Here is a 25,160-nt window from a genome sequence, read left to right on the forward strand (position 1 = left end):
AGTTAGAATTTTAAAAAGGATTAAAAAATGGCTTATGAAATGATAAAACCTTTACTTTTTAAGTTAAACCCTGAGCATGCACATGCTTTGGTTGAATATAGCTTAAGGGCTTTAAGTGCTAGTTTTCCAGGGGCTTTAAGTTTTTTAGCGTATAAATATATAGTTGATGATGAGAGTTTAAGGCAAAATTTACTTGGACTTGATTTTAATAACCCTGTGGGTTTAGCAGGAGGCTTTGATAAAAATGCCACTATGATAAGACCTTTGAGTGCTTTAGGATTTGGTTTTTTAGAAGTGGGAACTTTTACTCCAAAACCTCAAGAAGGCAATGAAAAGCCACGCCTATTTAGACTTGTAAAACAAGAAAGTATACAAAATGCTATGGGTTTTAACAACGAAGGTGCTGAAAAGATTGCTTTAAGGCTTGCAAAAACTTATCCTTTTGTTTTACCCTTAGGAGTAAATATAGGGAAAAATAAAATCACTCCAAATGATAAAGCCTTGGAGGATTATTTTACTTTGTTTAGAGATTTTAAGAATTTATGTGATTATTTTATCGTTAATATCTCATCTCCTAATACTAAAAATTTAAGAGAGTTACAAAATGATGATTTTTTAAATACCTTGCTTGAAGAAGCCAAAAAAATTACTTCTAAGCCTATTTTGATAAAAATTGCTCCTGATATGAAAATAGATGATGCTTTAAATTTATGTGAAAATGCTATTAAAAAAGGTGCAGATGGGTTTATATTAGCCAATACTAGTGTTGATTATAGCTTACTAGATAATAATCGTACTTTTGGTGGTATTAGTGGAAGGTTGATTACAGAAAAAAGTGGTATTTTTTTCAAAGAAGTAGCTAAAATTCTTTTTGGCAAAACCTTGCTTATTGCAAGTGGAGGGATTGATAGTGCTGATATTGCTTATGAGCGTATTAAAAATGGGGCTAATTTGGTGCAAGTTTATACAGCTTTGATTTTTAAAGGTCCTTCTTTGGTAAAAAATATCAATCAAAATCTTATAGAGCTTTTAAGAAAAGATGGTTTTTTACACATTAGCGAAGCTGTTGGGGTAAATTTAAAATGATTGCTTATGAAAAAATTCAATTAAAAAACAAGCTTGAAGTTTATGCTTTGCCTGTAAATAAAAATAGCGATGTGATTAGCGTTGATATTTTTTATAAAGTGGGTTCAAGAAATGAGATCATGGGAAAAAGCGGCATAGCTCATATGCTAGAACATTTAAATTTTAAAAGTACTAAAAATTTAAAAGCTGGCGAATTTGATGAGATTGTTAAGGGTTTTGGTGGTGTGGATAATGCAAGCACAGGTTTTGACTATACTCATTATTATATTAAATGTGCGAAGAAAAATTTAGATAAAGCTTTGGAACTTTTTGCAGAACTTATGGAGAATTTAAATTTAAAAGATGAAGAATTTCAGCCTGAAAGAGCAGTGGTTTTAGAAGAGCGTAGATGGAGAACAGATAATAATCCTTTGGGATATCTTTATTTTAGGCTTTTTAATCACGCATTTATGTATCATCCTTATCATTGGACTCCTATAGGTTTTTTTAAAGATATAGAAAATTGGAGCATTGAAGATATTAAAGAATTTCATAGTATTTATTATCAACCTAAAAATGCGATTTTACTTGTAAGTGGCGATATAGAAAGTAAAGAAGTTTTTGAGCTTTCAAAAAAACATTTTGAAAAGATTAAAAATACTAAGACTATACCTAAAATTCACACAAAAGAGCCTAAGCAAGATGGAGCAAAAAGAATATATTTGCATAAAAACTCAGATACTGAACTATTAGCCCTTGCTTATAAAATTCCAAATTTCAAGCACAAAGATATACCTGCTTTAAATGCTTTATCCGAGCTTTTAGGAAGTGGGAAAAGTTCTTTAATGAGTGAAATTTTGATTGATAAATTAAATTTAATCAATGATTATTATGCTTATGTTAATGATTGTATAGATGACAATTTATTTATTTTTATTTGTAATTGTAATCCCAATGTTAATGCAGAAAAAGTAGAAAAAGAACTTTTAAAAATCATTGATAAACTTAAAATGGGTAAAATTTCTCAAAAAGATTTGCAAAGAGTGAAAAATAATGTCAAAAGTGATTTTATTTTCTCACTTAACAATGCTAGTGCAGTGGCAAATATTTATGGTTCATATCTAGCAAGAGGAGATATCAATCCTTTGTTAAATTATGAGAAAGATATACAAAATTTGGAATTAAAAGATTTGATTTCTTGTGCTAAAAAATATTTTATTCAAGAAAATTCAACTACGGTAATTCTAAGAAAGGATTCAAATGGATAAAAATATTATCATTGGGGCGATGACGGCTCTTATTACACCATTTAAAAATGGAAAAGTTGATGAGCAAAGTTATGCAAGATTGATTAAAAGACAAATAGAAAATGGCATCGATGCAGTAGTTCCAGTAGGAACAACAGGAGAAAGTGCAACTTTAACCCATGAAGAACATAGAACTTGCATAGAAATAGCCGTTGAGACTTGTAAAGGAACTAAAGTTAAGGTTTTAGCAGGTGCGGGAAGTAATGCAACTCATGAGGCAGTGGGTTTGGCTAAATTTGCTAAAGAGCATGGTGCTGATGGGATTTTAAGTGTGGCACCGTATTATAATAAACCTACGCAACAAGGACTTTACGAGCATTATAAGGCTATTGCGCAAAGTGTAGATATTCCTGTGCTTTTATATAATGTTCCAGGAAGAACAGGTTGTGAAATTTCAACGGATACTATTATCAAGCTTTTTAGAGATTGTGAAAATATTTATGGAGTAAAAGAAGCGAGTGGAAATATCGATAAGTGTGTGGATTTGCTTGCACACGAACCTAGAATGATGCTTATTTCAGGGGAAGATGCGATCAATTATCCTATACTTTCAAATGGTGGAAAGGGAGTGATTTCAGTAACTTCAAATTTATTACCCGATATGATTAGCGCTTTAACTCATTTTGCTTTAGATGAAAATTATAAAGAAGCTAAAAAAATCAATGATGAGCTTTATAATATCAATAAAATTTTATTTTGCGAAAGCAATCCTATTCCTATTAAAACGGCTATGTATTTAGCTGGATTGATAGAAAGTTTGGAATTTAGACTTCCTCTTTGTTCTCCAAGTAAGGAAAATTTTGCTAAAATTGAAGAAGTGATGAAAAAATATAAGATCAAAGGATTTTAATGAATACAGAATTTCAAGGAAAAACTTTAGTGATTAGCGGTGGAACTCGCGGGATAGGCAAAGCTATAGTTTATGAATTTGCTAAAGTGGGTGCAAATATAGCTTTTACTTATAATTCTAATGCGCAAATTGCTGATGAAATGGTTCAAGATTTGGAGAAAAATTATAAAATCAAAGCTAGAGCTTATGAGTTTAATATCTTAGAACCTGAAACCTATAAAGAACTTTTTGAAAAAATTGATGTGGATTTTGATAGAGTGGATTATTTTATCTCAAATGCTATCATTTCAGGACGTGCGGTTGTAGGTGGCTATACTAAATTTATGAAGTTAAAACCAAAGGGAATTAATAACATTTTTACAGCCACAGTAAATGCTTTTGTTGTGGGCGCACAAGAAGCAGCTAAAAGGATGGAAAAAGTAGGGGGTGGAAGCATTATTTCTATCTCATCTACAGGAAATTTAGTGTATATAGAAAATTATTCAGGTCATGGTACAGCAAAAGCCGCTGTAGAAGCTATGGCAAGATATGCGGCTACTGAACTTGGAGAAAAAAATATCCGTGTAAATGTCGTAAGTGGTGGGCCTATTGAAACTGATGCTTTAAGAGCTTTTACAAATTATGAAGAAGTAAAACAGGCTACTATAAATTTAAGCCCTTTAAATCGCATGGGGCAGCCTGAAGATTTGGCTGGAGCATGTCTTTTTCTTTGTTCAAGTAAGGCAAGTTGGGTGACAGGACATACTTTCATCGTTGATGGTGGTACAACTTTTAAATAAAAATTAAGAAAAATCAATGGATTTTTCTTAAAAATATTTTTCAATCAAGTTTTAATTTCCACCCTAAAAAAACACTTAATAATGCAAGTAAAAAAATAAAATTTAAAGTCCAATTACCAAAACCTATAAAACCTATAGATAATACGCTGTAAAAAAATCCTCCTACAGCTGAATAAATACAAATCGTACTTAAAGATCCATTTTCTGCCATTTTTTTACATGGGCAGATTTTATAAAATTTTTTATCATTAAATTGATTTTTCTTTTTATTTCCCAAAAATAAACCAAAAAGGGCAAAAAGATTTAAAAAAATAAAAGCATATAATAAAATTTGATCTAATTCCATTTTAATATACCTTAAAAATATCTAAGCCAAGAGGGTAGATGGACTTGCTCTTCTTTTAAAGTAGTTTCTTGTCCATGTCCTGGCAAAAGTTTAAAATCTTCTTTGTAAGTCATAACTTTTTCTAAGCTTTGTTTCATTAAATTTGCATCTGAATAAGGAAAATCCCATCTTCCTATGCTTCTATAAAATAAAAAATCTCCACTAAACATGATATTTTTACCTACAATTTCTATCATAGTGCAACCTGGTGTATGTCCTGGTAAAAAGTGAAATTTAAAGTCAAGTCCGCCTATAGAAATGATATTTTCATCATCAATCAAATAATCCGCTTTGCTAGGCATAAAACCTTGATTAAAAGGATCTTCAAGCATAAAAGTATCATTTTTATGAATATAAATGGGGATTTGATAGGCTTGTTTTACTTTTTCATTATCCCAAACATGATCGTAATGTCCGTGAGTGTTTAAAATCGCTAAAGGATTTTTTACATGTTTTTTGATGAAATTTAGCGCATCAAAACCAGGATCAATTATAATTTCTCCATGCTCACCAAATAAAATATAACAATTTGTCTCATAAGCTCCACAAGCTTGTTTGATAATTTGCATTTTTTGCCTCTTTAATAAAAAATTTGCCTTAAATAAATATAATTATACATTAAATTTTTAAAAGGCAAGCTTTATGGATTGGCAAAAGATTACGGAAAAAATGTGTGATTTTATACAAGAAAAAGTGAAAAATTCTCAAAGTCAAGGTGTGGTTTTGGGGCTTAGTGGCGGGATTGATTCTGCTTTGGTAGCAACGCTTTGTAAAAGAGCTTTAAAAGAGAATGTTTTTGCTCTTTTAATGCCAACTCAAATTTCAAACAAAGCCAATCTTGAAGATGCTTTAAGGCTTTGTGCGGATTTAAATCTTGAATATAAAATCATAGAAATTCAAAGCATTTTAGATGCTTTTATAAAGCAAAGTGAAAATACCACTCTAGTATCTTTGGGAAATTTTGCAGCTCGTATTAGAATGAGTTTGCTTTATGATTATTCTGCTTTGAAAAATTCTTTAGTCATAGGCACTTCTAATAAAAGCGAATTGCTTTTAGGTTATGGTACGATTTATGGGGATTTAGCTTGTGCTTTTAATCCTATAGGATCGCTTTATAAAAGTGAAATTTATGCCTTAGCAAAATACCTTAACTTGCATGAAAATTTCATCAAAAAAGCTCCAAGTGCGGATCTTTGGGAAAATCAAAGTGATGAGGCGGATTTAGGTTTTTCTTATGCAAAAATCGATGAAGGTTTAAAAGCTTTAGAAACTAATGATGAAAAACTTTTAAGAACGCTTGATCCTTCTTTGATTGCTATGTTAAAAAATCGCATGCAAAAAAATGCTTTTAAGGGAAAAATGCCTGAAATTTTGGAAATTTAAACAATGAATGAAGAAAAAAATTATGAACTTTGGCTTGATAATTATTTTTTTAAGCCCAATTTTTGGCAAAAATGCCTTGCTTTTATACTTTTACCTTTAAGTGTGCTTTATGCTTTTTTTGCGATTTTAAATACTTTTTTTCGTAAAAAAATAGTTTTTAAAAAGCCTGTTATTAGCGTTGGTAATTTAAGTTTTGGAGGTAATGGAAAAACCCCGCTTTGTAAAGCTATAGCAAGGGAATTTGATGGCGTTTTTATAGTACTTAGGGGCTATAAAAGAAAGTCTAAAGGTTTGTTTGTTGTTAAAAATCAAAATGAAATTTTATGCACCTTAGCACAAAGTGGCGATGAAGCTATGGAGTATGCTTTTGAAGAAAATATCAAAGGTGTGATTGTGAGTGAAGATAGAGTAAAAGGTATTGAAAAAGCCTTTGAATTGGGAGCTAAAATCGTTGTACTCGATGATGCTTTTTCTAAATTTCATATTAAAAAATTTGATATTTTGCTTGAAAGCAAAATCAAACCTTATTTTGATTTTACTTTACCAAGTGGAGCTTATCGTTTGCCAAAATTTTATGAAAAAAGGGCTGATTTTATTGCATTAGAAGGCAGGGATTTTGTGCGTTATTCTTTTGTAAAAGAAAATCCAAAGGCTGTTTTGGCAACTGCTATTGCTAAACCTTTTAGATTGTATGAGCATTTTATCAAAGCAAGGGCTTGTTATTTTTTTAAAGATCATTATGAGTTTAAAAAAGAAGAATTAGAAAATTTGCTAAAAAAACATAATTGCGATACACTAATGCTTACTTTTAAGGATTTTGTTAAAGTTAAAGATTTTGGTTTTAAATGTCAAATTATAGAATTAAATATAGAATTAAAAGATTCATTAAGGGAAAAAATAAAAACTTATATCAAGGAGTTTGAGCAATGAAATTAGTCGAGAGTAGAAATGTAAATAATGTATCAAGTTTTAAGGAAGCTTTGATTAACCCAAACGCCCCAGAAGGAGGGCTTTACTCGCCTTTAAATTTGCCTATTTTTGAAGGAGAAAAATATGCCAATTTGTCTTATAAAGATTTTGCTTTAAAGCTTATAGAAAGTTTTGGTTTTGGTGAAGAAGAGCTTTTTAAAAAGGTTTTGAAAAGTTACGAAAGCTTTGATGATAAAAATACACCTATTTCTTTGCAAAAAATCTCTGAAAAAACCTATATTAACGAGCTTTGGCATGGGCCTACAAGAGCTTTTAAAGATATGGCTTTACAGCCTTTTGGCGTGCTTTTAAGCGAATTTTCAAAGGATAAAAATATTTTAATTATTTGTGCTACGAGCGGCGATACAGGACCTGCAACCCTAAAAAGCTTTGAAAATGCAAAAAATGTTAAAGTAGCTTGTATGTATCCAAAAGGTGGCACAAGTGGAGTTCAAGAGTTGCAAATGCGAGCTTTAGATAAGGATAATTTGAAAGTTTTTGCTATAGATGAGGATTTTGACGCAGCGCAACGCACTTTAAAAGAATTGCTTTTTTCAAAAGATTTTCAAAACAAAATTAAAGCTTTAAATTATGAGCTTTGCGCAGCGAATTCTGTAAATTTTGGGCGTATTTTATTTCAGATTATTTATCATTATTATGCGAGTTTAAAACTTTTTAATGAGTTTTTAGAAGAAGTACAAATCATTGTTCCAAGTGGAAATTTTGGCAATGCTTTAGGAGCTTTTTATGCTAAAAAAATGGGAGCTAAAATTTCAAAAATCAAAATCGCTTCAAATGTGAATAATATTTTGAGTGAATTTTTTAATCATGGCGTTTATGATTTGCGTGAAAAAAGTCTTAAGAAGACTATTTCTCCAGCTATGGATATACTTATTTCATCTAATATCGAAAGACTTTTGTTTGCGAAATTTAAAGATAAAAGAACCAAAGAACTGATGAATTTGTTGAAAAATGAGAGATATTTTAAACTTGAAAAAGAAGAATTGCAAAGTTTACAAGAAGATTTTGAGGCGGATTTTTGCACCGATGAAGAATGTATGCAATTTATCAAACAAAGCAAGATTTTAATCGATCCGCACACCGCAACTTGTTTTAAAATGCTTGATCCTTTAAAACCTAGCATTATTACCTCTACAGCAGAATGGACAAAATTTACTCCAAGTATGATAAAAGCTTTATACGATAGGGATTCTAAGAATGAAAAAGAAGATTTAAAATTTATAGCTAAAGAGTTTAATGTCCAAGTTAAAGATGAAATTTTGGCTTTATTTGACTTGAAAAATAGCGATGAAAAGGTATTTGAAGCCAAAAGTATAAAAAAAGAAATTTTAGATTGGATGCAAAAATGATTATTATTCCTGCAAGATTAAAATCAAGTCGTTTTCATGAGAAAATTTTATGTGATGTAGGTGGAGTGCCTATGTTTGTGGCTACTGCAAGAAGGGTAAGTAGTGTGGATGAAGTTTGTATAGCTTTAGATGATGAAAAGGTTTTAAGTATCGCTAAAGAATATGGTTTAAATGCAGTTTTAACAAGCAAAAATCATGAAAGCGGTACGGATAGGATTAATGAAGCTTGTAAGAAACTATCTTTAAAAGATGATGAGATTATTATCAATGTCCAAGCTGATGAGCCTTTTATAGAATGTGAAAATTTATTAAAATTTAAAGAATTTGCAAGTTCTTGCTTGGATAAAAAAGCTTTTATGGCGAGTTGTTATAAAAAAATCACTCAAGAAGAAGCTATGGATCCTAATTTGGTTAAAGTGCTTTGCGATAAAGAAGGATATGCTTTGTATTTTTCAAGAGCTAAAATCCCTTATGAAAGAGAAAATTACGAGGAAAGTTTTAAAGGGCATTTAGGCATTTATGCTTATAGTGTAAAAGCTTTAAGAGAGTTTTGTTCTTTATTAAGTTCTGCACTTGAAAGAGCGGAAAAATTAGAGCAATTAAGAGCTATAGAAAATGGTAAAAAAATCAAAATGCTTGAAATTTCAACAACAAGCATGGGGATTGATACCAAAGAAGACTATGAAAAGGCTTTAAAAATTTATTTAGAAAAATAACTCCACCCCAAAACGGAACAGATCTTGCTTATATTATTTTAATATATTTAGATTGAAGGCAGAAAAATCTAAATTAAGGAATTAATATGAGTATCTTTAGTATCAATGATAATTCAAACTATGGTTCTATACTTTCACAAAGTAAAGCCAATAAAGAAAGTAAAGAAAATTCTAAAATAAGTTTTGCTAATGCTTTTTTAAAACAAAATGCTAGTAAATTAAATGAAATTCAAAATGCAAATTCACAAACTCTAGCAAGAAGTGAAGCATTAAATTCTACTAATACAACAAATACTAGCAATAATACTAATTTTAGTATAAGTAGTAAGACAAGTTCTCCTAATTATGATATATCAAGTGAATTTAAAAACTCTATTTATACTCTAAAATATAAACAAGTAGATTTAAGCACTGATACAGCCTATGGTTATAGTGTAGATAAAGATGGTTATATGGGAAGTGATTTTAACAAAGCTGCAGGACTTCCTGAAGATTTTAAGATACATAAATCTACTTTGGATGAGATAGAGAGGAAGGCTGAAAATAACTCTTATACTTCAGATATAAAAAAATATTTAGGTATAGATAAATATTATACAAACATAGATATGGCTGAAACCATAAAACAATACTATAATCAATTTAATCAAATTATTAATCATGCTTTTAATGATACCAATAAAACAAGTTTCACTGAAGCAGATATAAATTCTATGCCTAAGGGAATTAGTGAATTATCATCTGATAAAACTATAGGTATTATGCCGAAAAATTATGATAAGCTAACAATAACAAACTATTATAATACACAAGAGCAATATAATGAAGCAGAACAATTAGGAATGTTTGGGCATATTAATATAGGCTTACAACCATTAAATTTCACTCCGCAAAGTATGCAAACTCAAAATTTAGATAAAGACACTGCAATAGATACTTTTAATCCTGATATGTCAGTTTATCCACAAAATGAAGATGGAAGCTACTCTAAAGAAGCTTTGTTTATGAGTTTTTTAAAATCAACGGGTGTATCGCCAAGAGAAGGTAGTGCAACATTAAATCCTATAGCTAAGTCTTATGCTGAAGCTATGACTAAAGAAAGCTTTGATGGATCATTAACTTCCTTAGATGACATCATGACAGGCAAAGTGGATTTTGCAAGTTTGTTAAAAGGCTATGCACAAGAGGGTTGGCTTGATGCAGATATATATGCAATGGAAAAAGGAGTTAAATGGCAAAATACAAGTATAGGTTATGGTGGAGCTTGGTTTGATAATCAGTTTAATCAAGCAAAAGCTAATGGTTGGAAAGCAAGTAACCAAAGTATCAATTCTTATGTTGGATCTATAATGGATAGATTAAATAATCTTATAGGACAAACTAGGGTTTAGGAAGTATTAATTTTTTAAGTTTGAAATAAATTGCTAATAATAAAATAAGATAAAATTAGTATAATTTTTTTACAAAAAAATTTGAAAGGAAATTATGAAAAAAATTATTTTGATTTTTATCTCTTTTTTTGCTTTAAATTTGAGTGCAAAAGATTTGGTTGTAGGAATGGAGCTTGGATATCCGCCTTTTGAAATGAGCGATAAAACAGGCAAAGCAAGTGGAATTAGCGTGGATTTTTTAGAAGCTTTTGCAAAGAAAAACGGCTATAAACTTGTAGTAAAAAATATCGCTTGGGATGGTTTAATACCTGCTTTAAAAACAGCCAAGATAGATCTTATTATGTCCTCTATGACAATTACCGATGAGAGAAAGAAAGTGGTGGATTTTAGCATTCCTTATGCTAAGGCAAATTTGGCTATTTTAACTCCTTTGAACTCTGATATTACAAATATCAAAGATTTAGATAAAAAGGGCAAAGTTTTGGCTTTAAAGCGTGGTTCTACAGGGCATTTATATGCGGTTAAAAATTTAAAAAATGCAACTATTAATTTATTTGATAAAGAAAATGCTGCTATTTTGGAAGTGATTCAAGGCAAGGCTGATGGATTTTTTTATGATCAACTTACGATTTATCGGACTTGGCAAAAACATCAAGATACAACCAGAGCCATTTTAGCGCCTTTTCAAGAAAATCCTGAGTTTTGGGGTATAGCAGTAAGAAAAGGCAATGCAGAACTTAAAAAAGAGCTTGATGAATTTATTGCAGAAAGCAAAAAAGATGGGCTTTTTGATTCTTTAGGAGAGAAATATCTTAAAGATGTTAAAGATACTTTTAAAAAGAATAATTTAGAATTCTTTTTCTAAGAAGGATTTTCCTTCTTAGGTTACAAAGCTTTCCACAAGCCTTTGCACTAGCAAATTCCATCCATCCACTAATACAAAAATTAAGAGTTTAAAAGGTAGAGAGATCATAGTAGGAGGTAGCATCATCATACCCATAGCCATTAAAACTGAGCTTACAACCATATCTATGACTAAAAAGGGTAGGTAGATTAAAAACCCTATTTCAAAAGCGGTTTTAAGCTCTGAAATCATAAAAGCAGGAACTAAAACCGTAAGGGGAACATCATCTATGGTTTTGGGATTGGGTAGATTGCGTATGCGATAAAAAAGGGCTAAATCTTTTTCGCGAGTATTTTTAAGCATAAAATCTTTAAAAGGCTTTGCTCCTTTTATAAAAGCCTCTTCATAGCCTATTTTTTCTGCTAAATAAGGTTTTATACCTTCATTATAGGATTTTGTAGCTACAGGTTCCATGATAAAAAAAGTTAAAATTAAAGCCAAGGTTACCAAAATAGTGTTAGGTGGCATACTTTGCGTCCCCATAGCTTGTCGTAAAAATGAAAATACTACAATAAGACGCAAGAAAGAAGTCATAACAAAAACTATACTTGGAGCGAGCGCAAGTATGGTTAAAACAATCACTATATTTAAAGTAGTAACAAGCTGATTAGGTGTATTGGGTGCACTTAAGCTTAAATTTACTGTAGGGATAGTTACTTCAGCAGCAAATAAGCTCATGCTTAAAAGTAAAAATAATAATATTTTTTTCAAAATTTAAAAACCTTTTTTTGTTTTTTATTAAAGAAATTTAAATTTTATCTTTTGATGACTAAAAACTAGTTTAAGGGTATTAGGATTTTAACTTTAAACTGCTAAAATAGTCTTTTAGACTTCTTAATAACAAAGGTGAAAAATGAAAACTTCTATTTTGATTTTAGCGGCAGGATTAGGCACTAGAATGAAATCACAAAAGCCAAAGGTTTTGCAAGAGCTTTGTCAAAAAAGTATGATTTTACACATTTTAAAAAAGGCTTTTGCTTTAAGTGATGATGTAAGTGTAGTTTTATCGCATCAAAAAGAACGCGTTGAAAAAGAAATTTTAGAATATTTTCCAAAAACACAAATTTTAGAGCAAGATTTGCAAAATTATCCAGGAACTGCGGGAGCTTTAAGTGGGTTTGAGCCTAAAAATGAAAGAGTGTTGATTCTTTGTGGTGATATGCCTTTGGTTGAGCAAACAAGTTTGGAAGCTTTGTTGGGTAATAATGCAAAATTAAATCTAGCAGTTTTTAAAGCAAGAGATCCTAAAAGTTATGGTAGGGTGGTGATAAAAAACGATAGCGTTGAAAAAATTGTTGAATTTAAAGATGCAAATACGCAAGAAAAAGAGATAAATACTTGCAATGCTGGGGTTTATGTGATTGACTCGAGGCTTTTAAAAGAGCTTTTACCTTTGATTGATAACAATAATGCGGCAAAAGAGTATTATTTAACCGACATTGTAAAACTAGCAAAAGAAAAAGATGTGATGATTAAAGCAGTTTTTGTAGATGAAGATGAATTTATGGGGATTAATGATAAATTTGAACTCAGTATAGCTGAAAATTTCATGCAAAAAAAAATTAAAAAATACTGGATGCAACAGGGTGTGATTTTTCATTTACCGCAAAGCACTTTTATAGGTGCAGATGTTGAATTTGTAGGTGAATGTGAAGTATATGAAAATGTAAGGATAGAGGGCAAAAGTAAGATTATAAACTCTATCATTAAAAGTTCAAGCGTGATAGAAAATTCCATCGTAGAAAATAGCGATGTAGGGCCTTTGGCACATTTGCGTCCAAATTGTGAGTTAAAAAACACTCATATAGGAAATTTTGTAGAATGCAAAAATGCAAAGTTAAATACCGTAAAAGCAGGGCATTTGAGCTATTTAGGAGATTGTGAGATAGATAGTGGAACCAATATAGGCTGTGGGACTATCACTTGTAATTATGATGGGGTAAAAAAGCATAAAACCATCATAGGAAAAAATGTTTTTGTAGGTTCTGATACGCAATTTATCGCACCTGTAAAAATCGAAGATGAAGTGATCATAGCAGCAGGAAGCACAGTAAGTGTCAATGTAGAAAAGGGTGCTTTGTTTATCAATAGAGCAGGGCATAAAATGATAAAAGATTATTATTATAAGAAATTTCAAAAATGAAAACCATACTTTTAGCCATTAGCGGTAGTATAGCTTTTTATAAATCTTATGAGCTTATTTCCTTGTTTAAAAAAGAAGGCTTTAGGGTAAAAGTTTTGCTTTCTAATGGTTTGTTAAAATTTGCTAGCAAAATGAGTTTTGAAGCCTTGGTTGATGAAGTTTTATGTGAGGAAAATGAAAGTTGGCAAAATTCAAACAATCACATAGCTTTTAGCAAGGATGTAGACCTTGTTTTGTTTGCCCCTGCAAGTGTTAATTCTATCAATAAACTTGCTTTTGGTATAGCGGATAATCTTTTTATCCAAACCTTAATCGCAGCAAATAAATCTCTTATCATAGCTCCTGCGGCAAATACAAATATGTTTCATCATTTTAGCACGCAAAATTCTTTAAAGATGCTTAAAGAAAATAAAGCTTTGATTATAGAGCCTATTTGTAAAGTTTTAGCTTGTAAAGATGAAGGCGTAGGAGCCTTAGCTGAAGTTAAGAATATTTTTAATATCGTCAAAAGAGAACTTTTAAAAGAAAAGTTTTGGTGCGATAAAAGTGTAGTTATCACAGGTGGCGGCACAAAAGAAAAGATCGATGATGTGCGTTGTGTGAGTAATTTTTCAAGTGGAAAAATGGCAAAGGCCATAGCTGATGCTTTTTATTTTTTAGGAGCTAGGGTAAAACTTTTAAGCTCTGTGGAATTTGATACGCCTTATGAGCTTTGCAAATTTGAAAGTTCTAAGGATCTAAAGGAGCTTTTGGATAAAAATTTAAATCATGACTTTTTGATTATGACGGCTGCGGTGAGTGATTTTATCCCTCAAAGTGTAAAAGGGAAAATTAAAAAAAATGAGCATTTACAGGGTTTAAATTTGCATCTATCTTTAAATGAAGATTTGCTTAAAACTTGCAAATTTCAAGGCAAAAAGATAGGTTTTAAGATGGAATTTGATTCTCAAAATGCCTTAGAAAATGCGAAAAAATCTTTAAAAGATAAGCAACTTGATATGGTTTGTCTTAATATCATTGATCAAAAAAATTATTTTGGAAGCGATCAAAATGAGCTTTATTTTATCACTTTAAACAATGAAAATAAAAGCACTTTGCAAAGCAAAGAAAAATTGGCATTTGAATTAGTAAAATGGTGTGAAAAATTATGAGTATGATTAATTCTACCTTACCTATACAAATGAAAGTTTTAGCTAAATCAGGTTATGGACATTATACGCTTTTATTAAATCATAAAAAGATTCAAACCAAAAGCATGATAGAGCTTGAAATTGGTGCTGAATATTTAGCTGAACTTTATATGCAAAATGGTGGAGTTATACAATTTAAACATCTTTCAAAGCGTCCTAATTTCAAACCTTTTGAAGAGGGATTGGCTTTGATAATCGCTATTTTAGAGGATAAAATTTCTTATAAAAAATTCATTATACAAAATCTTTTAGATTGTAAAGATATAGAGCGTTATCAGATATTAAAAGAAATGCTTTTTGCAAGTTTTGAAAATATTTATCATATTCCTTTTAACTTTGAAAATAAATCTTGCTTGTTTCAAATGCGTAAAAGAGCAAAATATTTAGAAATTTACTTATATTTTAGCGTTTTTGGAGCTTTGAAAATTTTAATAGATTCACAAGATGTTAGTATTTTTACACCTTTTGCTAAGGTGCAAAAATTTTTAAACGAACATTTAGATTTTAATGTATCGCAAGAAAGCAAGATTGAACCTTTGTTTGTTTTCAAAAGGCTTTTTGATTTTAAAGGATGAAAAATGAATGAATTAAAACACCTTGCTGTTGTTATGGATGGCAATAGGCGGTGGGCTAGAGCTAAGGGTTTTTTGGCAAAGCTTGGATATTCCCAAGGAGTCAAAACTATGCAAAAATTGATGGAAGTTTGCATGGAAGAAAATATTTCAAATTTAAGCCTTTTTGCTTTTAGTACGGAAAATTGGAAGCGTCCTAAAGATGAAATTGATTTTATCTTTGAACTTTTAGATCGTTGTTTAGATGAAGCTTTAGAAAAATTTGAAAAAAATAATGTGCGTTTAAGAGCTATAGGTGATTTATCGCGCTTGGAAGATAAAGTAAGAGAAAAAATTACCTTAGTTGAAGAAAAAACAAAGCATTGTGACGCACTTTGTGTTAATTTGGCTATAAGTTATGGTGCAAGAGATGAAATTATAAGAGCTGCTAAGCGTGTGATTGAAAAAAAACTTGAGCTAAATGAAGAAAATTTAACGCAAAATTTAGATTTACCTTTAGATGTGGATTTGATGCTTCGCGTTGGAAATGCTAAAAGACTTTCAAATTTCTTACTTTGGCAGTGTTCATATGCTGAAATTTATTTTAGTGAAACTTTATTTCCATCTCTTACCAAGAGAGAATTTAAAAGGATTATTAAAGAATTTAGAAATAGAGAAAGAACTTTTGGAAAATGATATTTTTCATAATAATTCTAGGGGCTTGTTTGGGTTCTTTTTGCACAAGTTTGGCAAGTAGGATAATTGAAAAAAAACCCTTTTTTATCTCACGCTCTTTTTGTTTTTCTTGTGATACAAAATTAAAATACTATGAAATTATTCCTATTTTTTCTTATGTTTTTTTAAAGGCAAAATGTCAAACTTGCAAATGTCATTTGCCTATTTCTTTGTTAATCAATGAAATTTTAGGCATAATTTTGCTTATTTTGGTTTATTCTTTAAGTCAAAATTTTTATGATTTTTTATTTTTATCTCTATTTTTATTTAATCTTTTCTTGCTTTCTTTAATTGATATTAAACTCAAAGCCGTACCACAAATTTTACTTTGGAGTGCTTTTTTATTTGCTTTTTTTTACGCCTTTAGGGAAAGTGAAATTTTACATTTTTTGATTTTTAAAGAGTTTAGCGGAGGTTTTTTACTAAATGCTTTTAGTTTTGGAGGATTTGTTTTTTTATTAAAAAGTTTGGTTTTTTTTCTAATGAATTTCCACAAAAAAGATGAAATTTTAGAAAATTTGGGCGATGCTGATATTATCATTATGTCTTGTATAGGTGGAATTTTAGGTTTTGAGTATGGATTTTTAGTATTACTTATAGCTTCTATTTTAACTTTGCCTTTTTTTATTTTTTTTAAAATTAAAGCAATAAAAGAGCAAGAACTTGCTATGATACCCTTTTTAAATATCGCTTTTGTGGTAGTTTTATTTTATAAAAACTTAGGATTATTCTAATGAAGCTTAGTTTAAGATATGTTTTAAATCAATTTTTAAGTACGAATTTGTCTATATTTTTCGTACTTTTTGCTATTGTATCTATGGTATTTTTTATTCAACTTGCAAAACTTACTTCAAGCATAGAGATTAGTTTTTTGGATCTTTTAAAGCTTTATGGATTTATGTTGCCCAGAATTTTAATTTTTACCTTGCCTATATCTTTTTTTATTTCTTTAACTTTGGCTTTGTTTAGGCTTTCTAAGGAAAATGAAAGCATAGTACTTTTTACTTTGGGATTTTCACCAATGATTTTGGCAAAATTTTTCCTTAAAATTGCAAGCTTGATTAGTGCTTTTATGCTTGTTGTGGCTTTGGTAATGATACCTATAGTATTTGAACTTCAGGATAACTTTGTAAACTATAAAAGCACTCAAGTGAAATTTAACTACAAAACAGGAGAATTTGGACAAAAATTTTTAGACTGGATGATTTTTATAGAAAAACAAGATAGCGATAAGTATGAAAACATAATTATGTATCGTCCTAAACATAAAGCAGATGATAAAGAACAACTTATCATAGCCAAAGAAGCGCATGTGCAAAGAAAAGATGATAGCTTTGCTTTTAGCTTGAATCAAGGCAAAATGTATAATTTTGAGCAAGGTCAAAGTATTTTTAGTGGAGAATTTGACACTTTAGTAGTAAATACTCAGTTTAATACAGACAATCTTCAAACAAAGAAATTTTATGAATACTGGAATGATTTAAACGAAAATCCACAAAGAGCAAGAGAATTTGTGATTTATACAACTATAGCCTTGTTTCCACTTACTAGTACGCTTTTTGCGCTTTGTTTTGGTTTGGTTACTTATCGTTATGAAAAAGGCTATGTGTATTTAGGTATGTTTGGAGTGATTGCTATATATTTTGGACTTTTAAGTTCTTTTTCTCAACCTCCAATTTTGGCTTGTCTTGGAATTTTTTCTTTAAGTTTATTTGTTTCGGCTTATTGTTTTAAGAAAATGATTTTGAGTCGTTATTGATGAAAATAAAAATTATATTTTCTTATGATGGCTCTGCTTTTTTAGGTTCTGCTACTCAGCCTCATAAAAAAGGTGTTCAAGATGCTTTAAGTGGGGTCTTATCGCATTTGGGTATTTTTTCACCTCTTTTAATGGCTTCACGCACGGATAAAGGAGTGCATGCAAGCTATGCTGTAGCTAGTGTGGAGTGTGGAGATCATTTTACAAATTTAGAATATCTTCAAAAACAACTTAATAAATTTTCCCATCCTTTTATCCATGTCAAAAAAATTGAAAAAGTAAAAGATGATTTTGAAGTAAGATTTGATGTAAAAAGTAGAGAATACCGCTATATATTTTCTCACGCTTCTTATAGTCCTTTTATGGCTTCTTATGTACATTTTTATCCTAAATTTGACCTAGGTAAAGCTAATGAGCTTTTGGGTTTTTTTGTAGGAAAAAAGGATTTAAAGTTTTTTTGCAAAAGTGGAGGGGATAATAAAACGACTTTAAGAGAAATTTTTATTGCTAGAGCTTATGCTTATAAAGATTTTAGCATTTTTCATTTTAAAGCTAATGGTTTTTTAAGAGGGCAAATTAGATTAAGCGTAGCAAGCGTTTTAAAAGTTTTAGAAGGAAAAATGAGTGAAAAAGAACTCAAAGAACAGATTGAGGCTAAAAAGCAATACAATCACTTTTTAGCACCGCCAAATGGGCTTTATTTAAGCCGTATATGTTATTAAAAACTTTCATAGAAATTAAAAGCCTTTTGGGTTAAAATTTTTCTTATTTCTTCTTGATGTTCTTTACCTTTGGTTTCTAGGGTAATTGAAATCATCGCATCGCCATAATCAAGCTTGGTAGAAAATCTATCATAGTCGATTTTTACTATATTTGCATTGGCTATTTTTAAGCTGTCTGTAAGGTGTAATAATGCCCCAGGTTTATCTACTAAAGTAACATGAATTTGCATTTTTCTGTAAGATTTAAATAAACCTTTTTCTATGATGATATTTAGCATTTGTGCATCGATATTGCCTCCGCTTAAAACTACGCCAATTTTTTTATGATTTTGTGTATTTATTTTTTGATGAAGTAGGGTGGCTACACTCGCAGCTCCTGCGCCTTCAACTATGATTTTATGTTTTTCAAGTAAAAACAATACCGCATTAGCGATTTCTTCATCATCAACTTGGATAAAATCATCTACGCATTCTAAAATAATATTAAAATTAATAGGATTTGCATCACGCACAGCAATACCATCGGCTATAGTGCGTACGCTTTTTGCATTTTTGATTTTTTTGGCATGAAAACTTTCATACATTGCAGGAGCTCCTTTGGCTCCAACTCCGATGATTTTAATGTTTGGATTGATTTGTTTAGCTGCACTTGCGATACCACTTATAAGTCCTCCACCTCCAACAGGTGCGATAATCATATCAAGATCGCTTATTTCATCAAGCATTTCAAGCATCAAAGTTCCTTGTCCTGCCATTACAAATTCATCTTCAAAAGGATGGATAAAACTAAGATTATTTTCTTTAGCATAAGAGGTTGCAAAGACATAAGCTTCATCAAAATTGTCCCCTTTGAGTATCACCTCTGCTCCTAAGGCTTTTGTAGCAGAAACTTTTAAGAGCGGAGTGGATTCTGGCATTACAATAACTGCTTTAATGCCAAATTTTTTTGCACTAATGGCCACGCCTTGAGCATGGTTTCCTGCACTTGCCGCAATGACTCCGTGTTGTTTTTGTTCAGCGCTAAGATTGGCTATTTTATTATAAGCTCCACGAATTTTATAAGCACCTGTAATTTGTAAATTTTCATTTTTAAGATAAATCTCACTTTGACAAATATCACTTAAAAAAGAAGAGTATATGAAAGGAGTTTTGTTTACAAACCCTGAAATTTGTTGTTTTGCTTTGTAAATTTTATTAAGCTCTAACACTATTTTTCCTTTGTTTTAAAATACGGATATTCTAGCATAATGCAACGATTTTGTATAAAATTTATATCTAATTTTTTACATTCTTCTTTGGCTGTTTCATTGCTAATACCAAGTTGAAGCCATAGGTTTTTAATATTTTTTTCAACAAGCTTAGGAAGAATTTCTAGTGCCACTTCGCCTTTTCTAAAAAGTATAAGTGTATCGATTTTTTCTTCTATTTGATCTAAATTTCTATAAACTTTTTCATTTAAAATAAACTCTTCTTTAGGATAAATAGGAAAAATTTTATAATTTTTTCTTTGTAAAAATTCTGCTACCCTATAAGAAGCTTTTGTCTTATCTGGACTTAAAGCAAATATGGCAATATTTTTACTTGTATTTATAATATAAGAGATAGTTTCTTTTTCATTCATTGTTAACCTTTGTTTTGGTATTTTATCTTAAATGATTAAAAAATTAACTAAAGTGAATTTAAAAAATGAAAAAAGTGTTATAATATAGCAAATTCCGAAGTTTAATAAGGAGGGAAAAATGGAAGAATTTTATCCATATACTTTAACAATCCATCTTCTTTGTGCTATTTTGTTTATAGGTTATTTGTTTGTTGATGTATTTGTTTTGGGTGTAGTTAAAAAGAAAAATCCTAATTTTGACAAAAGTCTTTTTAGTGCTACCGGGGTTAAAATAATGCCTTTTGTGGTTCTTTTGCTTTTTTTAAGCGGAGGTGCTTTGGCAGGTTTTCATTTTAAACCTTTAAATTTACTTTTTGCTGTAAAAATTATTTTGGCTTTTGGAATTTTATCTTTAGTTGTTTTTTCTTTATTTTGTCATTTTATATTAAAGAAGAAAAATCCACTCGGTGTTTTTATCCACCCTTTTGTATTTGTGCTTTGTATTGCAATAGTAATACTGGCTAAATTAATGAATTATTTTTTTATACCTTACTAAGAAATACTCCACATTCAAGATGTGGAGTATTGACAAATTGATCAAACAGAGCAAACTCTTCCGCTCTATGTGTTAGGCTTAATTCTTTTAAATTTTCTTTTAAAGTGATAGGATTGCAAGAAATATAAATAATATTTTCATATTTTTTTATTAAGTCAATTACGCTTTTATCAAGTCCTGCACGGGGTGGATCAACTAAAACATGAGAGAAATTAAAATCATCTAATCGAATATCTTTTAAACGAAAAAATTCTCTTTCTTTTTTGATAGCAAGACTTAATTCTTCGCTTGAAAGTCTTGCAAAGTGGATATTTGTTGTATTGTTAAGCTCGCAATTTTTTAAAGCAAAATTAATATTGCTTTTTGAAATTTCAGTGGCTAAAATTTTAAAAAAGAATGGCGCTAAAGCTAAAGTAAAATTTCCATATCCACAGTAAAGCTCAAGCAAATCCATTCTTTTTTGAGTGTTTAAAATTTCACACACCCAAGTAATCATTTTTTCATTTATAGTAGTGTTAGGTTGAATAAAACAATCGTTGTTAAATTCATAAAATATTTTTCTACCTTGAATATTTAAAGTTTGTCTTAGATTTTCTGTTTTAAAAATAAGCTTTTTGCCTTTACTTCTTGCTATGAGGTTGATATGAAGATTATTGCTTAAATTTTCTAAATTTGACTTTATATCTTCTATATTTTTATGATAGAGTAAAGTTATGCTAAGTTCTTGCTTTGTGGTTAAAAATTCTACACCAAAAAGTTTTTCTTTTAGTTTATTATCTTGACGCAAGTATTCTAGAAGTTTTGGCATAAAAGCACAAATTTTTTCATCGGCAAAATCTAAATATTCTATAATGTACTTTTTTTTGTTTTTTGGATCAAACATCGCATAAAAAAGCGTATCGTTTTCATGATAAAATGAAAGTTCAGCTCTTGTACGATAATGTTTATCTTTTGAAGCAAAAAGTTTAAAATCCTTTGTATAAAATTCTTTAAAATATTTTTTTATGAAAGAATGTTTTTCATCTAAAGTGAGAAAATTTCCAAAATTTTCAAGACTCATGGAACTTTCTTTCCGATGAGTCTTAGTAAAAGTGCAATAAGTATGAAATTTAAAGGCAAGACAAACCAAACGCTAAGTCCTAAAGATACAGGAATATATCCAGCGATTAAAGAAATGCCACAGATAAATAAAGCATAAGGAATTTGTGTTCTTACATGCTCCATATGATCGCATTTTGCACTCATAGATGAAAGGATTACATTATCTGAAATTGGTGAGCAATGGTTTCCAAAAATCGCACCTGTTAAAACGCAGCTTATATTAATAACCATATAATGATGCATAGCGTTTGCATCCATACCATTGATTTTGGCGATTTCATGAGCCAAAGGCACAGCCAAAGGCATTAAAATCCCCATAGTTCCATAGCTTGTTCCTATGGCAAAAGAAATGGCTGAAGCAAAAGCAAAAATAGTAGCAGGCAAAATAAACTCAGGCAATTTGTCTGCAAGCAAACTAGTGATAAATAAAGAAGTTCCTAGATCTTTTACTATGCTTGAAAGTGACCAAGCAAATAAAAGCAATACTATGGTAAAAATCATGGTTTTCCAGCCATATATCCAAGTTTCTACCGCTTCTTTAAGATTGAAAATTTTACGACGCACCCCGATAAAAATCGCTACAATAGCAGCAAACAAAGCAGCTTGGAATAACACCACAGAAGAATCAGCATTTCCAAAAGCAGCTCTAAAAGTTTCAAAAGACAAAGGATTGACACTTGCTTTTGCAAGTTCTTCGCCTTCTAAAGTGCTAAGTCCATTAAAATAAAATCCTAATATAGCTAAAATGATTAAAGTAAAAATAGGCACAATAGCATCAAAAGCACGAATTTTAATACCTTCTTTTGGTGCTAAAAACTGATCTTCTAATTCAGTAGTATCTAGTGTGCCTGATTTAGGTAGAGGAGCAATTTGTCCTGTGGTTCTTGCACGCACTTCAGCCTTGTACATAGAACCAAACTCACGCCCCATGATTGCAGTCATGACTACAAAAAAAAGCATGAAGATATTATAAAAACGATAAGGTATGGTTTCAACAAAAATTCCAAAAGCACTAATATTGCTAATGCCTATGTGTTCATAAGCGGTTTTAATTAAAGAAACTTCTAAGCCTATCCAAGTAGAAATTACAGCTATTCCTGCTACAGGAGCTGCGGTAGAGTCGATAATAAAGGCAAATTTTTCACGAGAAATTTTAAATTTATCTGCCAAAGGACGCATAATTGGACCTACGATCAGTAAATTAGCATAATCATCAAAAAATATTAAAAGCCCTAAAAACCAAGTGTTAACTTGAGCTGATACAGCTGATTTGGCTCTTTTGGCAAATTTTAATGCTACAGCTTTTGCACCACCCATTTTTGTGATGAGTGCCACAAGACCACCTATGCAAAGAATTTGTAAAATGATTCCTGCATTTACTGGATCTGAAGTTGAACCTAAGATATAGGAAATAATTTTTGAAAAAGATTCTACTGTAGTATTGTAATAATTTACAAAAGCTAAATGTTGTGCTTTAAAAATATTTGCAGAAAGACTGAGCAGAAAAGTTCCACTTAAAACTCCAGCAAAGAGTGACAAAATAACATCTTTTGTGATAAAGGCTAAAGCAATAGCAACTAAAGGCGGTATAAGTGTAAAAGCTCCAAATAAATTAGCATTTGCAGCTGCTTCTGAGGAGTTTGCAAATGCAACTAAAGGTAAAAACAATAAAACTAAAAATTTATTCATTCATCTCTTTCTATATAAAATCCATTCCAAGTTTGTGTGACAGGCATAAGCTCGATTTCATTAACATTAATATGACTTGGTAGGTTAATGATAGACATTACCACTTTGGCAATATCATTAGCACTGATAAATTGCGTATTTTCATACACTGCATCAGCTTTTTGGATATCTCCTTTAAAACGCACTTCACTAAATTCAGTTTTGCAAAGTCCTGGAGCAATGTTTGTTACTTTGATATTGCTTCCTCTAAGATCATTTCTTAAGGCCAATGAAAATTGTCCTACAAAGGCTTTGGTTCCACAATACACATTGCCTCCAAAATAAGGATTGCGTCCCGCAACCGAACCTAAGTTAAAAATATAAGCATTTTTTTGTTTACGAAGTATAGGAATAACAGCTTTTGCAACATATAAAAATCCTTTGATGTTTGTATCTACCATAGTGTTAATATCTTCAAGGTTTAATTTATCAAATTCATCTACCCCTAAAGCTAAACCTGCATTATTAAAAAGCACATCAATTTCTTGAAATTCTTTAGGTAAATTTTCAATAGCTTCAAAGATTTCTTTTTGATTTCTTACATCTATGCAAAGGGTGTAAATCTTATCTTTGTAAGCATTTTTTAGCTCTTCTAGACGCTCTTTGCGTCTAGCAAGGGCGATTACTTTGTAGCCTTCTTGTATAAAAGCTTCAACACAAGCTCTACCAAAACCTGAACTCGCTCCTGTAATAAATGCGGTTTTCATTCTAAACTACCTCCGTAAAATAGATTTTCGTTTGCTTTTAAACCCAAGCTTTTTAGATAATCAGCATTTTCTTTTTTACCTGCTGCTAGCGCAAAGTCAAGTGCATTAAAACCAAGATCATCAACAGCGTTAAAATTTGCTCCTTTTGAAATAAGAAGTTTTAAAATTTCAACATTTCCATAGGCTGCAGCATGCATTAAAACATTTTTTGAAGTGTGCTCTAGAGCGCAAAATGTAATAAAATAAGGCGTATTTGAACCTATGTTCGCACTTAATGCTAATTTTTCATTGTTATTAATATATTTTTGATTAACATTTGCTCCATTATCAAGAAGTAGTTTTATGATATCAAGACGATTAAACTCTATGGCATAAAAAAGTGGGGTTTTACCAAAGGCATTGGCTTGATTAACATTCGCTCCATTTTGGATTAAAAAATTTGTATTTTCATAATTTTCCAATGCGTAAAAAATAGCACTTTCATAACCTTCGTCAATCCTAGCACCAAAACGAATCAAAAGTTCTAAAATTTCTTTTTCTCTTTGATTTAAAAGCGCTGCTTGCAAGGCTATAGTAAGATCATCTTGGCTTGGATTATTTGAAAAAATAAAATCTTGTATATAAGATACTGAATAATTTTTATTTGACATGATTTTTGCTAAAGGACTAATGTCTTTGTAAATTTTTGTTTCACCAACAGCCCAATTTAAAAATTCGTTTAAGGCATTGCTAGTATAGTAAATATTACTACCTTTGTCAAAATTAAAATTACTTTCAAAATACTTTTCTAAAGGTTCTATAGCATTGTTATATTCTTTCCAAAAAGCTTTGTAAAGTCTAAAATTTCCTATACTTTGATATGCCCAATATCTAAAATAAGATTTTAAAATATCATATTTTTTTTCTAAATTTTCGGGTGTATCTAAAGTTTTTTGATAAGCGATGGGATCGATAGCTATTTTTAATAATAAAAAATCAAATTGTTGTAATTTTGGCAAATAAGCCACACCATTACAAGAGCTATTGCTTCCGCGAATTTCATTGGAAATTGCATAGAGTTTTTTTGTAAAATCTTGATTTTTTAAAGATTCTTTACAGCTTGAAGTTATATTTAAATAATCTAAATTTGAACTTTCATTTAGCAATGTTTTATTATTTTTAATGTTGTCGCAGTTAATGGCATCGCTAGCCATTAAACTTGCAAAACAACAAAAGGAAGTGAATAATAACTTCAATATTTTTCCTTTGA

General features: G+C 30.2%; 27 protein-coding genes. 18 read left to right on the forward strand and 9 right to left on the reverse strand.

What is annotated here, in order from left to right:
- Window positions 1–27 precede the first annotated feature (27 nt).
- The 4 genes from FBF06_RS04510 to FBF06_RS04525 are packed head-to-tail and all read left to right on the forward strand — an operon-like array spanning window position 28 to window position 4,001.
- Window positions 28–1,086 (forward strand): quinone-dependent dihydroorotate dehydrogenase, encoded by a 1,059-nt coding sequence (locus FBF06_RS04510; RefSeq protein WP_052775729.1) that lies wholly within the window; start codon window positions 28–30, stop codon window positions 1,084–1,086.
- Entirely contained in the window at window positions 1,083–2,333 is a 1,251-nt protein-coding gene (locus FBF06_RS04515) for a pitrilysin family protein (RefSeq protein WP_002860771.1), read from the forward strand. The genes FBF06_RS04510 and FBF06_RS04515 overlap by 4 nt, the downstream gene beginning before the upstream one ends.
- Window positions 2,326–3,222, forward strand: a complete 897-nt coding sequence (dapA, locus tag FBF06_RS04520; protein ID WP_002852574.1) for a 4-hydroxy-tetrahydrodipicolinate synthase — start codon at window positions 2,326–2,328, stop codon at window positions 3,220–3,222. The genes FBF06_RS04515 and dapA overlap by 8 nt, the downstream gene beginning before the upstream one ends.
- On the forward strand, window positions 3,222–4,001 hold the full coding sequence (locus FBF06_RS04525; RefSeq protein ID WP_002852476.1) for an enoyl-ACP reductase: 780 nt from the start codon (window positions 3,222–3,224) through the stop codon (window positions 3,999–4,001). Before dapA ends, FBF06_RS04525 begins: the two co-directional genes overlap by 1 nt.
- A gap of 40 nt (window positions 4,002–4,041) precedes the next feature.
- Here the strand turns inward: FBF06_RS04525 and FBF06_RS04530 are convergent, their stop codons facing one another.
- A complete protein-coding gene (locus FBF06_RS04530; protein ID WP_002867958.1) occupies window positions 4,042–4,347 on the reverse strand; it encodes a hypothetical protein in 306 nt (101 codons plus the stop codon).
- Window positions 4,348–4,358: 11 nt separating this feature from the next.
- Window positions 4,359–4,955 (reverse strand): MBL fold metallo-hydrolase, encoded by a 597-nt coding sequence (locus FBF06_RS04535; protein WP_002873848.1) that lies wholly within the window; start codon window positions 4,953–4,955, stop codon window positions 4,359–4,361.
- A 73-nt stretch (window positions 4,956–5,028) separates the two neighbouring features.
- Between FBF06_RS04535 and FBF06_RS04540 the strand changes: the two genes are divergently transcribed.
- The 6 genes from FBF06_RS04540 to FBF06_RS04565 all read left to right on the forward strand — a co-directional run bounded on the left by FBF06_RS04540 (window position 5,029) and on the right by FBF06_RS04565 (window position 11,080).
- Window positions 5,029–5,769: an NAD+ synthase gene (locus tag FBF06_RS04540; RefSeq protein ID WP_002857155.1), complete on the forward strand. Its 741-nt coding sequence runs from the start codon at window positions 5,029–5,031 to the stop codon at window positions 5,767–5,769.
- A 3-nt stretch (window positions 5,770–5,772) separates the two neighbouring features.
- Window positions 5,773–6,699, forward strand: a complete 927-nt coding sequence (locus FBF06_RS04545; RefSeq protein ID WP_002860774.1) for a tetraacyldisaccharide 4'-kinase — start codon at window positions 5,773–5,775, stop codon at window positions 6,697–6,699.
- On the forward strand, window positions 6,696–8,108 hold the full coding sequence (gene thrC, locus FBF06_RS04550; RefSeq protein WP_052796022.1) for a threonine synthase: 1,413 nt from the start codon (window positions 6,696–6,698) through the stop codon (window positions 8,106–8,108). Before FBF06_RS04545 ends, thrC begins: the two co-directional genes overlap by 4 nt.
- On the forward strand, window positions 8,105–8,824 hold the full coding sequence (gene kdsB, locus FBF06_RS04555) for a 3-deoxy-manno-octulosonate cytidylyltransferase (RefSeq protein ID WP_032582894.1): 720 nt from the start codon (window positions 8,105–8,107) through the stop codon (window positions 8,822–8,824). The genes thrC and kdsB overlap by 4 nt, the downstream gene beginning before the upstream one ends.
- An 86-nt stretch (window positions 8,825–8,910) precedes the next feature.
- Window positions 8,911–10,215 carry a hypothetical protein gene (locus FBF06_RS04560; RefSeq protein WP_071311258.1) on the forward strand — a complete coding sequence of 435 codons (1,305 nt, stop codon included), beginning with the start codon at window positions 8,911–8,913 and terminating at the stop codon, window positions 10,213–10,215.
- 94 nt (window positions 10,216–10,309) lie between these two features.
- Window positions 10,310–11,080, forward strand: coding sequence for a transporter substrate-binding domain-containing protein (locus FBF06_RS04565; RefSeq protein ID WP_052796020.1), 771 nt, complete (start codon window positions 10,310–10,312; stop codon window positions 11,078–11,080).
- A 15-nt stretch (window positions 11,081–11,095) separates the two neighbouring features.
- Here FBF06_RS04565 and fliP read toward each other — a convergent pair whose 3' ends face one another.
- Window positions 11,096–11,830, reverse strand: a complete 735-nt coding sequence (gene fliP / locus FBF06_RS04570) for a flagellar type III secretion system pore protein FliP (RefSeq protein WP_002859504.1) — start codon at window positions 11,828–11,830, stop codon at window positions 11,096–11,098.
- Window positions 11,831–11,972: 142 nt separating this feature from the next.
- On the opposite strand from fliP, the gene glmU reads away from it, so the two are divergent.
- The 7 genes from glmU to truA are packed head-to-tail and all read left to right on the forward strand — an operon-like array spanning window position 11,973 to window position 18,219.
- A complete protein-coding gene (gene glmU, locus FBF06_RS04575) occupies window positions 11,973–13,262 on the forward strand; it encodes a bifunctional UDP-N-acetylglucosamine diphosphorylase/glucosamine-1-phosphate N-acetyltransferase GlmU (protein WP_032587048.1) in 1,290 nt (429 codons plus the stop codon).
- Entirely contained in the window at window positions 13,259–14,413 is a 1,155-nt protein-coding gene (gene coaBC, locus FBF06_RS04580; RefSeq protein WP_002867492.1) for a bifunctional phosphopantothenoylcysteine decarboxylase/phosphopantothenate--cysteine ligase CoaBC, read from the forward strand. The genes glmU and coaBC overlap by 4 nt, the downstream gene beginning before the upstream one ends.
- Window positions 14,410–15,027 carry a hypothetical protein gene (locus FBF06_RS04585; RefSeq protein ID WP_052796018.1) on the forward strand — a complete coding sequence of 206 codons (618 nt, stop codon included), beginning with the start codon at window positions 14,410–14,412 and terminating at the stop codon, window positions 15,025–15,027. The genes coaBC and FBF06_RS04585 overlap by 4 nt, the downstream gene beginning before the upstream one ends.
- A 3-nt stretch (window positions 15,028–15,030) precedes the next feature.
- On the forward strand, window positions 15,031–15,699 hold the full coding sequence (gene uppS / locus FBF06_RS04590) for a polyprenyl diphosphate synthase (protein ID WP_002852565.1): 669 nt from the start codon (window positions 15,031–15,033) through the stop codon (window positions 15,697–15,699).
- Complete coding sequence (locus FBF06_RS04595) at window positions 15,696–16,472, forward strand: A24 family peptidase (RefSeq protein WP_057041096.1); 777 nt, start codon at window positions 15,696–15,698, stop codon at window positions 16,470–16,472. The genes uppS and FBF06_RS04595 overlap by 4 nt, the downstream gene beginning before the upstream one ends.
- On the forward strand, window positions 16,472–17,497 hold the full coding sequence (locus FBF06_RS04600) for an LptF/LptG family permease (RefSeq protein WP_052796016.1): 1,026 nt from the start codon (window positions 16,472–16,474) through the stop codon (window positions 17,495–17,497). The genes FBF06_RS04595 and FBF06_RS04600 overlap by 1 nt, the downstream gene beginning before the upstream one ends.
- Window positions 17,494–18,219 carry a tRNA pseudouridine(38-40) synthase TruA gene (gene truA / locus FBF06_RS04605; protein WP_079264908.1) on the forward strand — a complete coding sequence of 242 codons (726 nt, stop codon included), beginning with the start codon at window positions 17,494–17,496 and terminating at the stop codon, window positions 18,217–18,219. Before FBF06_RS04600 ends, truA begins: the two co-directional genes overlap by 4 nt.
- Here the strand turns inward: truA and ilvA are convergent.
- Window positions 18,216–19,427: a threonine ammonia-lyase gene (gene ilvA / locus FBF06_RS04610; RefSeq protein WP_002866959.1), complete on the reverse strand. Its 1,212-nt coding sequence runs from the start codon at window positions 19,425–19,427 to the stop codon at window positions 18,216–18,218. The two genes, truA and ilvA, sit on opposite strands and share 4 nt — an antisense overlap.
- Window positions 19,427–19,840: a CoA-binding protein gene (locus FBF06_RS04615; protein WP_002859511.1), complete on the reverse strand. Its 414-nt coding sequence runs from the start codon at window positions 19,838–19,840 to the stop codon at window positions 19,427–19,429. The genes ilvA and FBF06_RS04615 overlap by 1 nt, the downstream gene beginning before the upstream one ends.
- Window positions 19,841–19,958: 118 nt before the next feature.
- Here FBF06_RS04615 and FBF06_RS04620 point away from each other — a divergent pair, with 118 nt between their 5' ends.
- Entirely contained in the window at window positions 19,959–20,375 is a 417-nt protein-coding gene (locus FBF06_RS04620; protein ID WP_032584966.1) for a membrane protein, read from the forward strand.
- Here FBF06_RS04620 and trmA read toward each other — a convergent pair.
- Genes trmA through FBF06_RS04640 form a run of 4 tightly spaced genes read right to left on the reverse strand, consistent with a single transcriptional unit; the run spans window position 20,362 to window position 25,146 of the window.
- A complete protein-coding gene (gene trmA, locus FBF06_RS04625; protein WP_032584965.1) occupies window positions 20,362–21,435 on the reverse strand; it encodes a tRNA (uridine(54)-C5)-methyltransferase TrmA in 1,074 nt (357 codons plus the stop codon). The genes FBF06_RS04620 and trmA overlap by 14 nt on opposite strands.
- Window positions 21,432–23,165, reverse strand: coding sequence for a Na+/H+ antiporter NhaC family protein (locus tag FBF06_RS04630; protein ID WP_052796494.1), 1,734 nt, complete (start codon window positions 23,163–23,165; stop codon window positions 21,432–21,434). Before FBF06_RS04630 ends, trmA begins: the two co-directional genes overlap by 4 nt.
- Window positions 23,162–23,911, reverse strand: a complete 750-nt coding sequence (locus FBF06_RS04635; protein WP_002860500.1) for an SDR family NAD(P)-dependent oxidoreductase — start codon at window positions 23,909–23,911, stop codon at window positions 23,162–23,164. Before FBF06_RS04635 ends, FBF06_RS04630 begins: the two co-directional genes overlap by 4 nt.
- Window positions 23,908–25,146: an ankyrin repeat domain-containing protein gene (locus FBF06_RS04640; RefSeq protein ID WP_032587041.1), complete on the reverse strand. Its 1,239-nt coding sequence runs from the start codon at window positions 25,144–25,146 to the stop codon at window positions 23,908–23,910. Before FBF06_RS04640 ends, FBF06_RS04635 begins: the two co-directional genes overlap by 4 nt.
- Between the last annotated feature and the right edge of the window lie 14 nt (window positions 25,147–25,160).

This window comes from Campylobacter sp. CFSAN093227 (assembly GCF_012897855.1).
Classification (GTDB): Bacteria; Campylobacterota; Campylobacteria; order Campylobacterales; family Campylobacteraceae; genus Campylobacter_D; species Campylobacter_D jejuni.

Excerpts from the sequence above, each read along its gene's own strand:
- FBF06_RS04565 (WP_052796020.1), top strand. The coding sequence starts at position 10,310 with ATGAAAAAAATTATTTTGATTTTTATCTCTTTTTTTGCTTTAAATTTG.
- FBF06_RS04585 (WP_052796018.1), top strand. The coding sequence starts at position 14,410 with ATGAGTATGATTAATTCTACCTTACCTATACAAATGAAAGTTTTAGCT.
- FBF06_RS04560 (WP_071311258.1), top strand. The coding sequence starts at position 8,911 with ATGAGTATCTTTAGTATCAATGATAATTCAAACTATGGTTCTATACTT.
- FBF06_RS04545 (WP_002860774.1), top strand. The coding sequence starts at position 5,773 with ATGAATGAAGAAAAAAATTATGAACTTTGGCTTGATAATTATTTTTTT.
- FBF06_RS04540 (WP_002857155.1), top strand. The coding sequence starts at position 5,029 with ATGGATTGGCAAAAGATTACGGAAAAAATGTGTGATTTTATACAAGAA.
- FBF06_RS04630 (WP_052796494.1), bottom strand. The coding sequence starts at position 23,165 with ATGAATAAATTTTTAGTTTTATTGTTTTTACCTTTAGTTGCATTTGCA.
- FBF06_RS04510 (WP_052775729.1), top strand. The coding sequence starts at position 28 with ATGGCTTATGAAATGATAAAACCTTTACTTTTTAAGTTAAACCCTGAG.
- dapA (WP_002852574.1), top strand. The coding sequence starts at position 2,326 with ATGGATAAAAATATTATCATTGGGGCGATGACGGCTCTTATTACACCA.
- FBF06_RS04535 (WP_002873848.1), bottom strand. The coding sequence starts at position 4,955 with ATGCAAATTATCAAACAAGCTTGTGGAGCTTATGAGACAAATTGTTAT.
- FBF06_RS04595 (WP_057041096.1), top strand. The coding sequence starts at position 15,696 with ATGATATTTTTCATAATAATTCTAGGGGCTTGTTTGGGTTCTTTTTGC.
- glmU (WP_032587048.1), top strand. The coding sequence starts at position 11,973 with ATGAAAACTTCTATTTTGATTTTAGCGGCAGGATTAGGCACTAGAATG.
- thrC (WP_052796022.1), top strand. The coding sequence starts at position 6,696 with ATGAAATTAGTCGAGAGTAGAAATGTAAATAATGTATCAAGTTTTAAG.
- coaBC (WP_002867492.1), top strand. The coding sequence starts at position 13,259 with ATGAAAACCATACTTTTAGCCATTAGCGGTAGTATAGCTTTTTATAAA.
- FBF06_RS04530 (WP_002867958.1), bottom strand. The coding sequence starts at position 4,347 with ATGGAATTAGATCAAATTTTATTATATGCTTTTATTTTTTTAAATCTT.
- FBF06_RS04635 (WP_002860500.1), bottom strand. The coding sequence starts at position 23,911 with ATGAAAACCGCATTTATTACAGGAGCGAGTTCAGGTTTTGGTAGAGCT.
- FBF06_RS04525 (WP_002852476.1), top strand. The coding sequence starts at position 3,222 with ATGAATACAGAATTTCAAGGAAAAACTTTAGTGATTAGCGGTGGAACT.
- FBF06_RS04515 (WP_002860771.1), top strand. The coding sequence starts at position 1,083 with ATGATTGCTTATGAAAAAATTCAATTAAAAAACAAGCTTGAAGTTTAT.
- trmA (WP_032584965.1), bottom strand. The coding sequence starts at position 21,435 with ATGAGTCTTGAAAATTTTGGAAATTTTCTCACTTTAGATGAAAAACAT.
- kdsB (WP_032582894.1), top strand. The coding sequence starts at position 8,105 with ATGATTATTATTCCTGCAAGATTAAAATCAAGTCGTTTTCATGAGAAA.
- FBF06_RS04600 (WP_052796016.1), top strand. The coding sequence starts at position 16,472 with ATGAAGCTTAGTTTAAGATATGTTTTAAATCAATTTTTAAGTACGAAT.
- FBF06_RS04620 (WP_032584966.1), top strand. The coding sequence starts at position 19,959 with ATGGAAGAATTTTATCCATATACTTTAACAATCCATCTTCTTTGTGCT.
- FBF06_RS04615 (WP_002859511.1), bottom strand. The coding sequence starts at position 19,840 with ATGAATGAAAAAGAAACTATCTCTTATATTATAAATACAAGTAAAAAT.
- uppS (WP_002852565.1), top strand. The coding sequence starts at position 15,031 with ATGAATGAATTAAAACACCTTGCTGTTGTTATGGATGGCAATAGGCGG.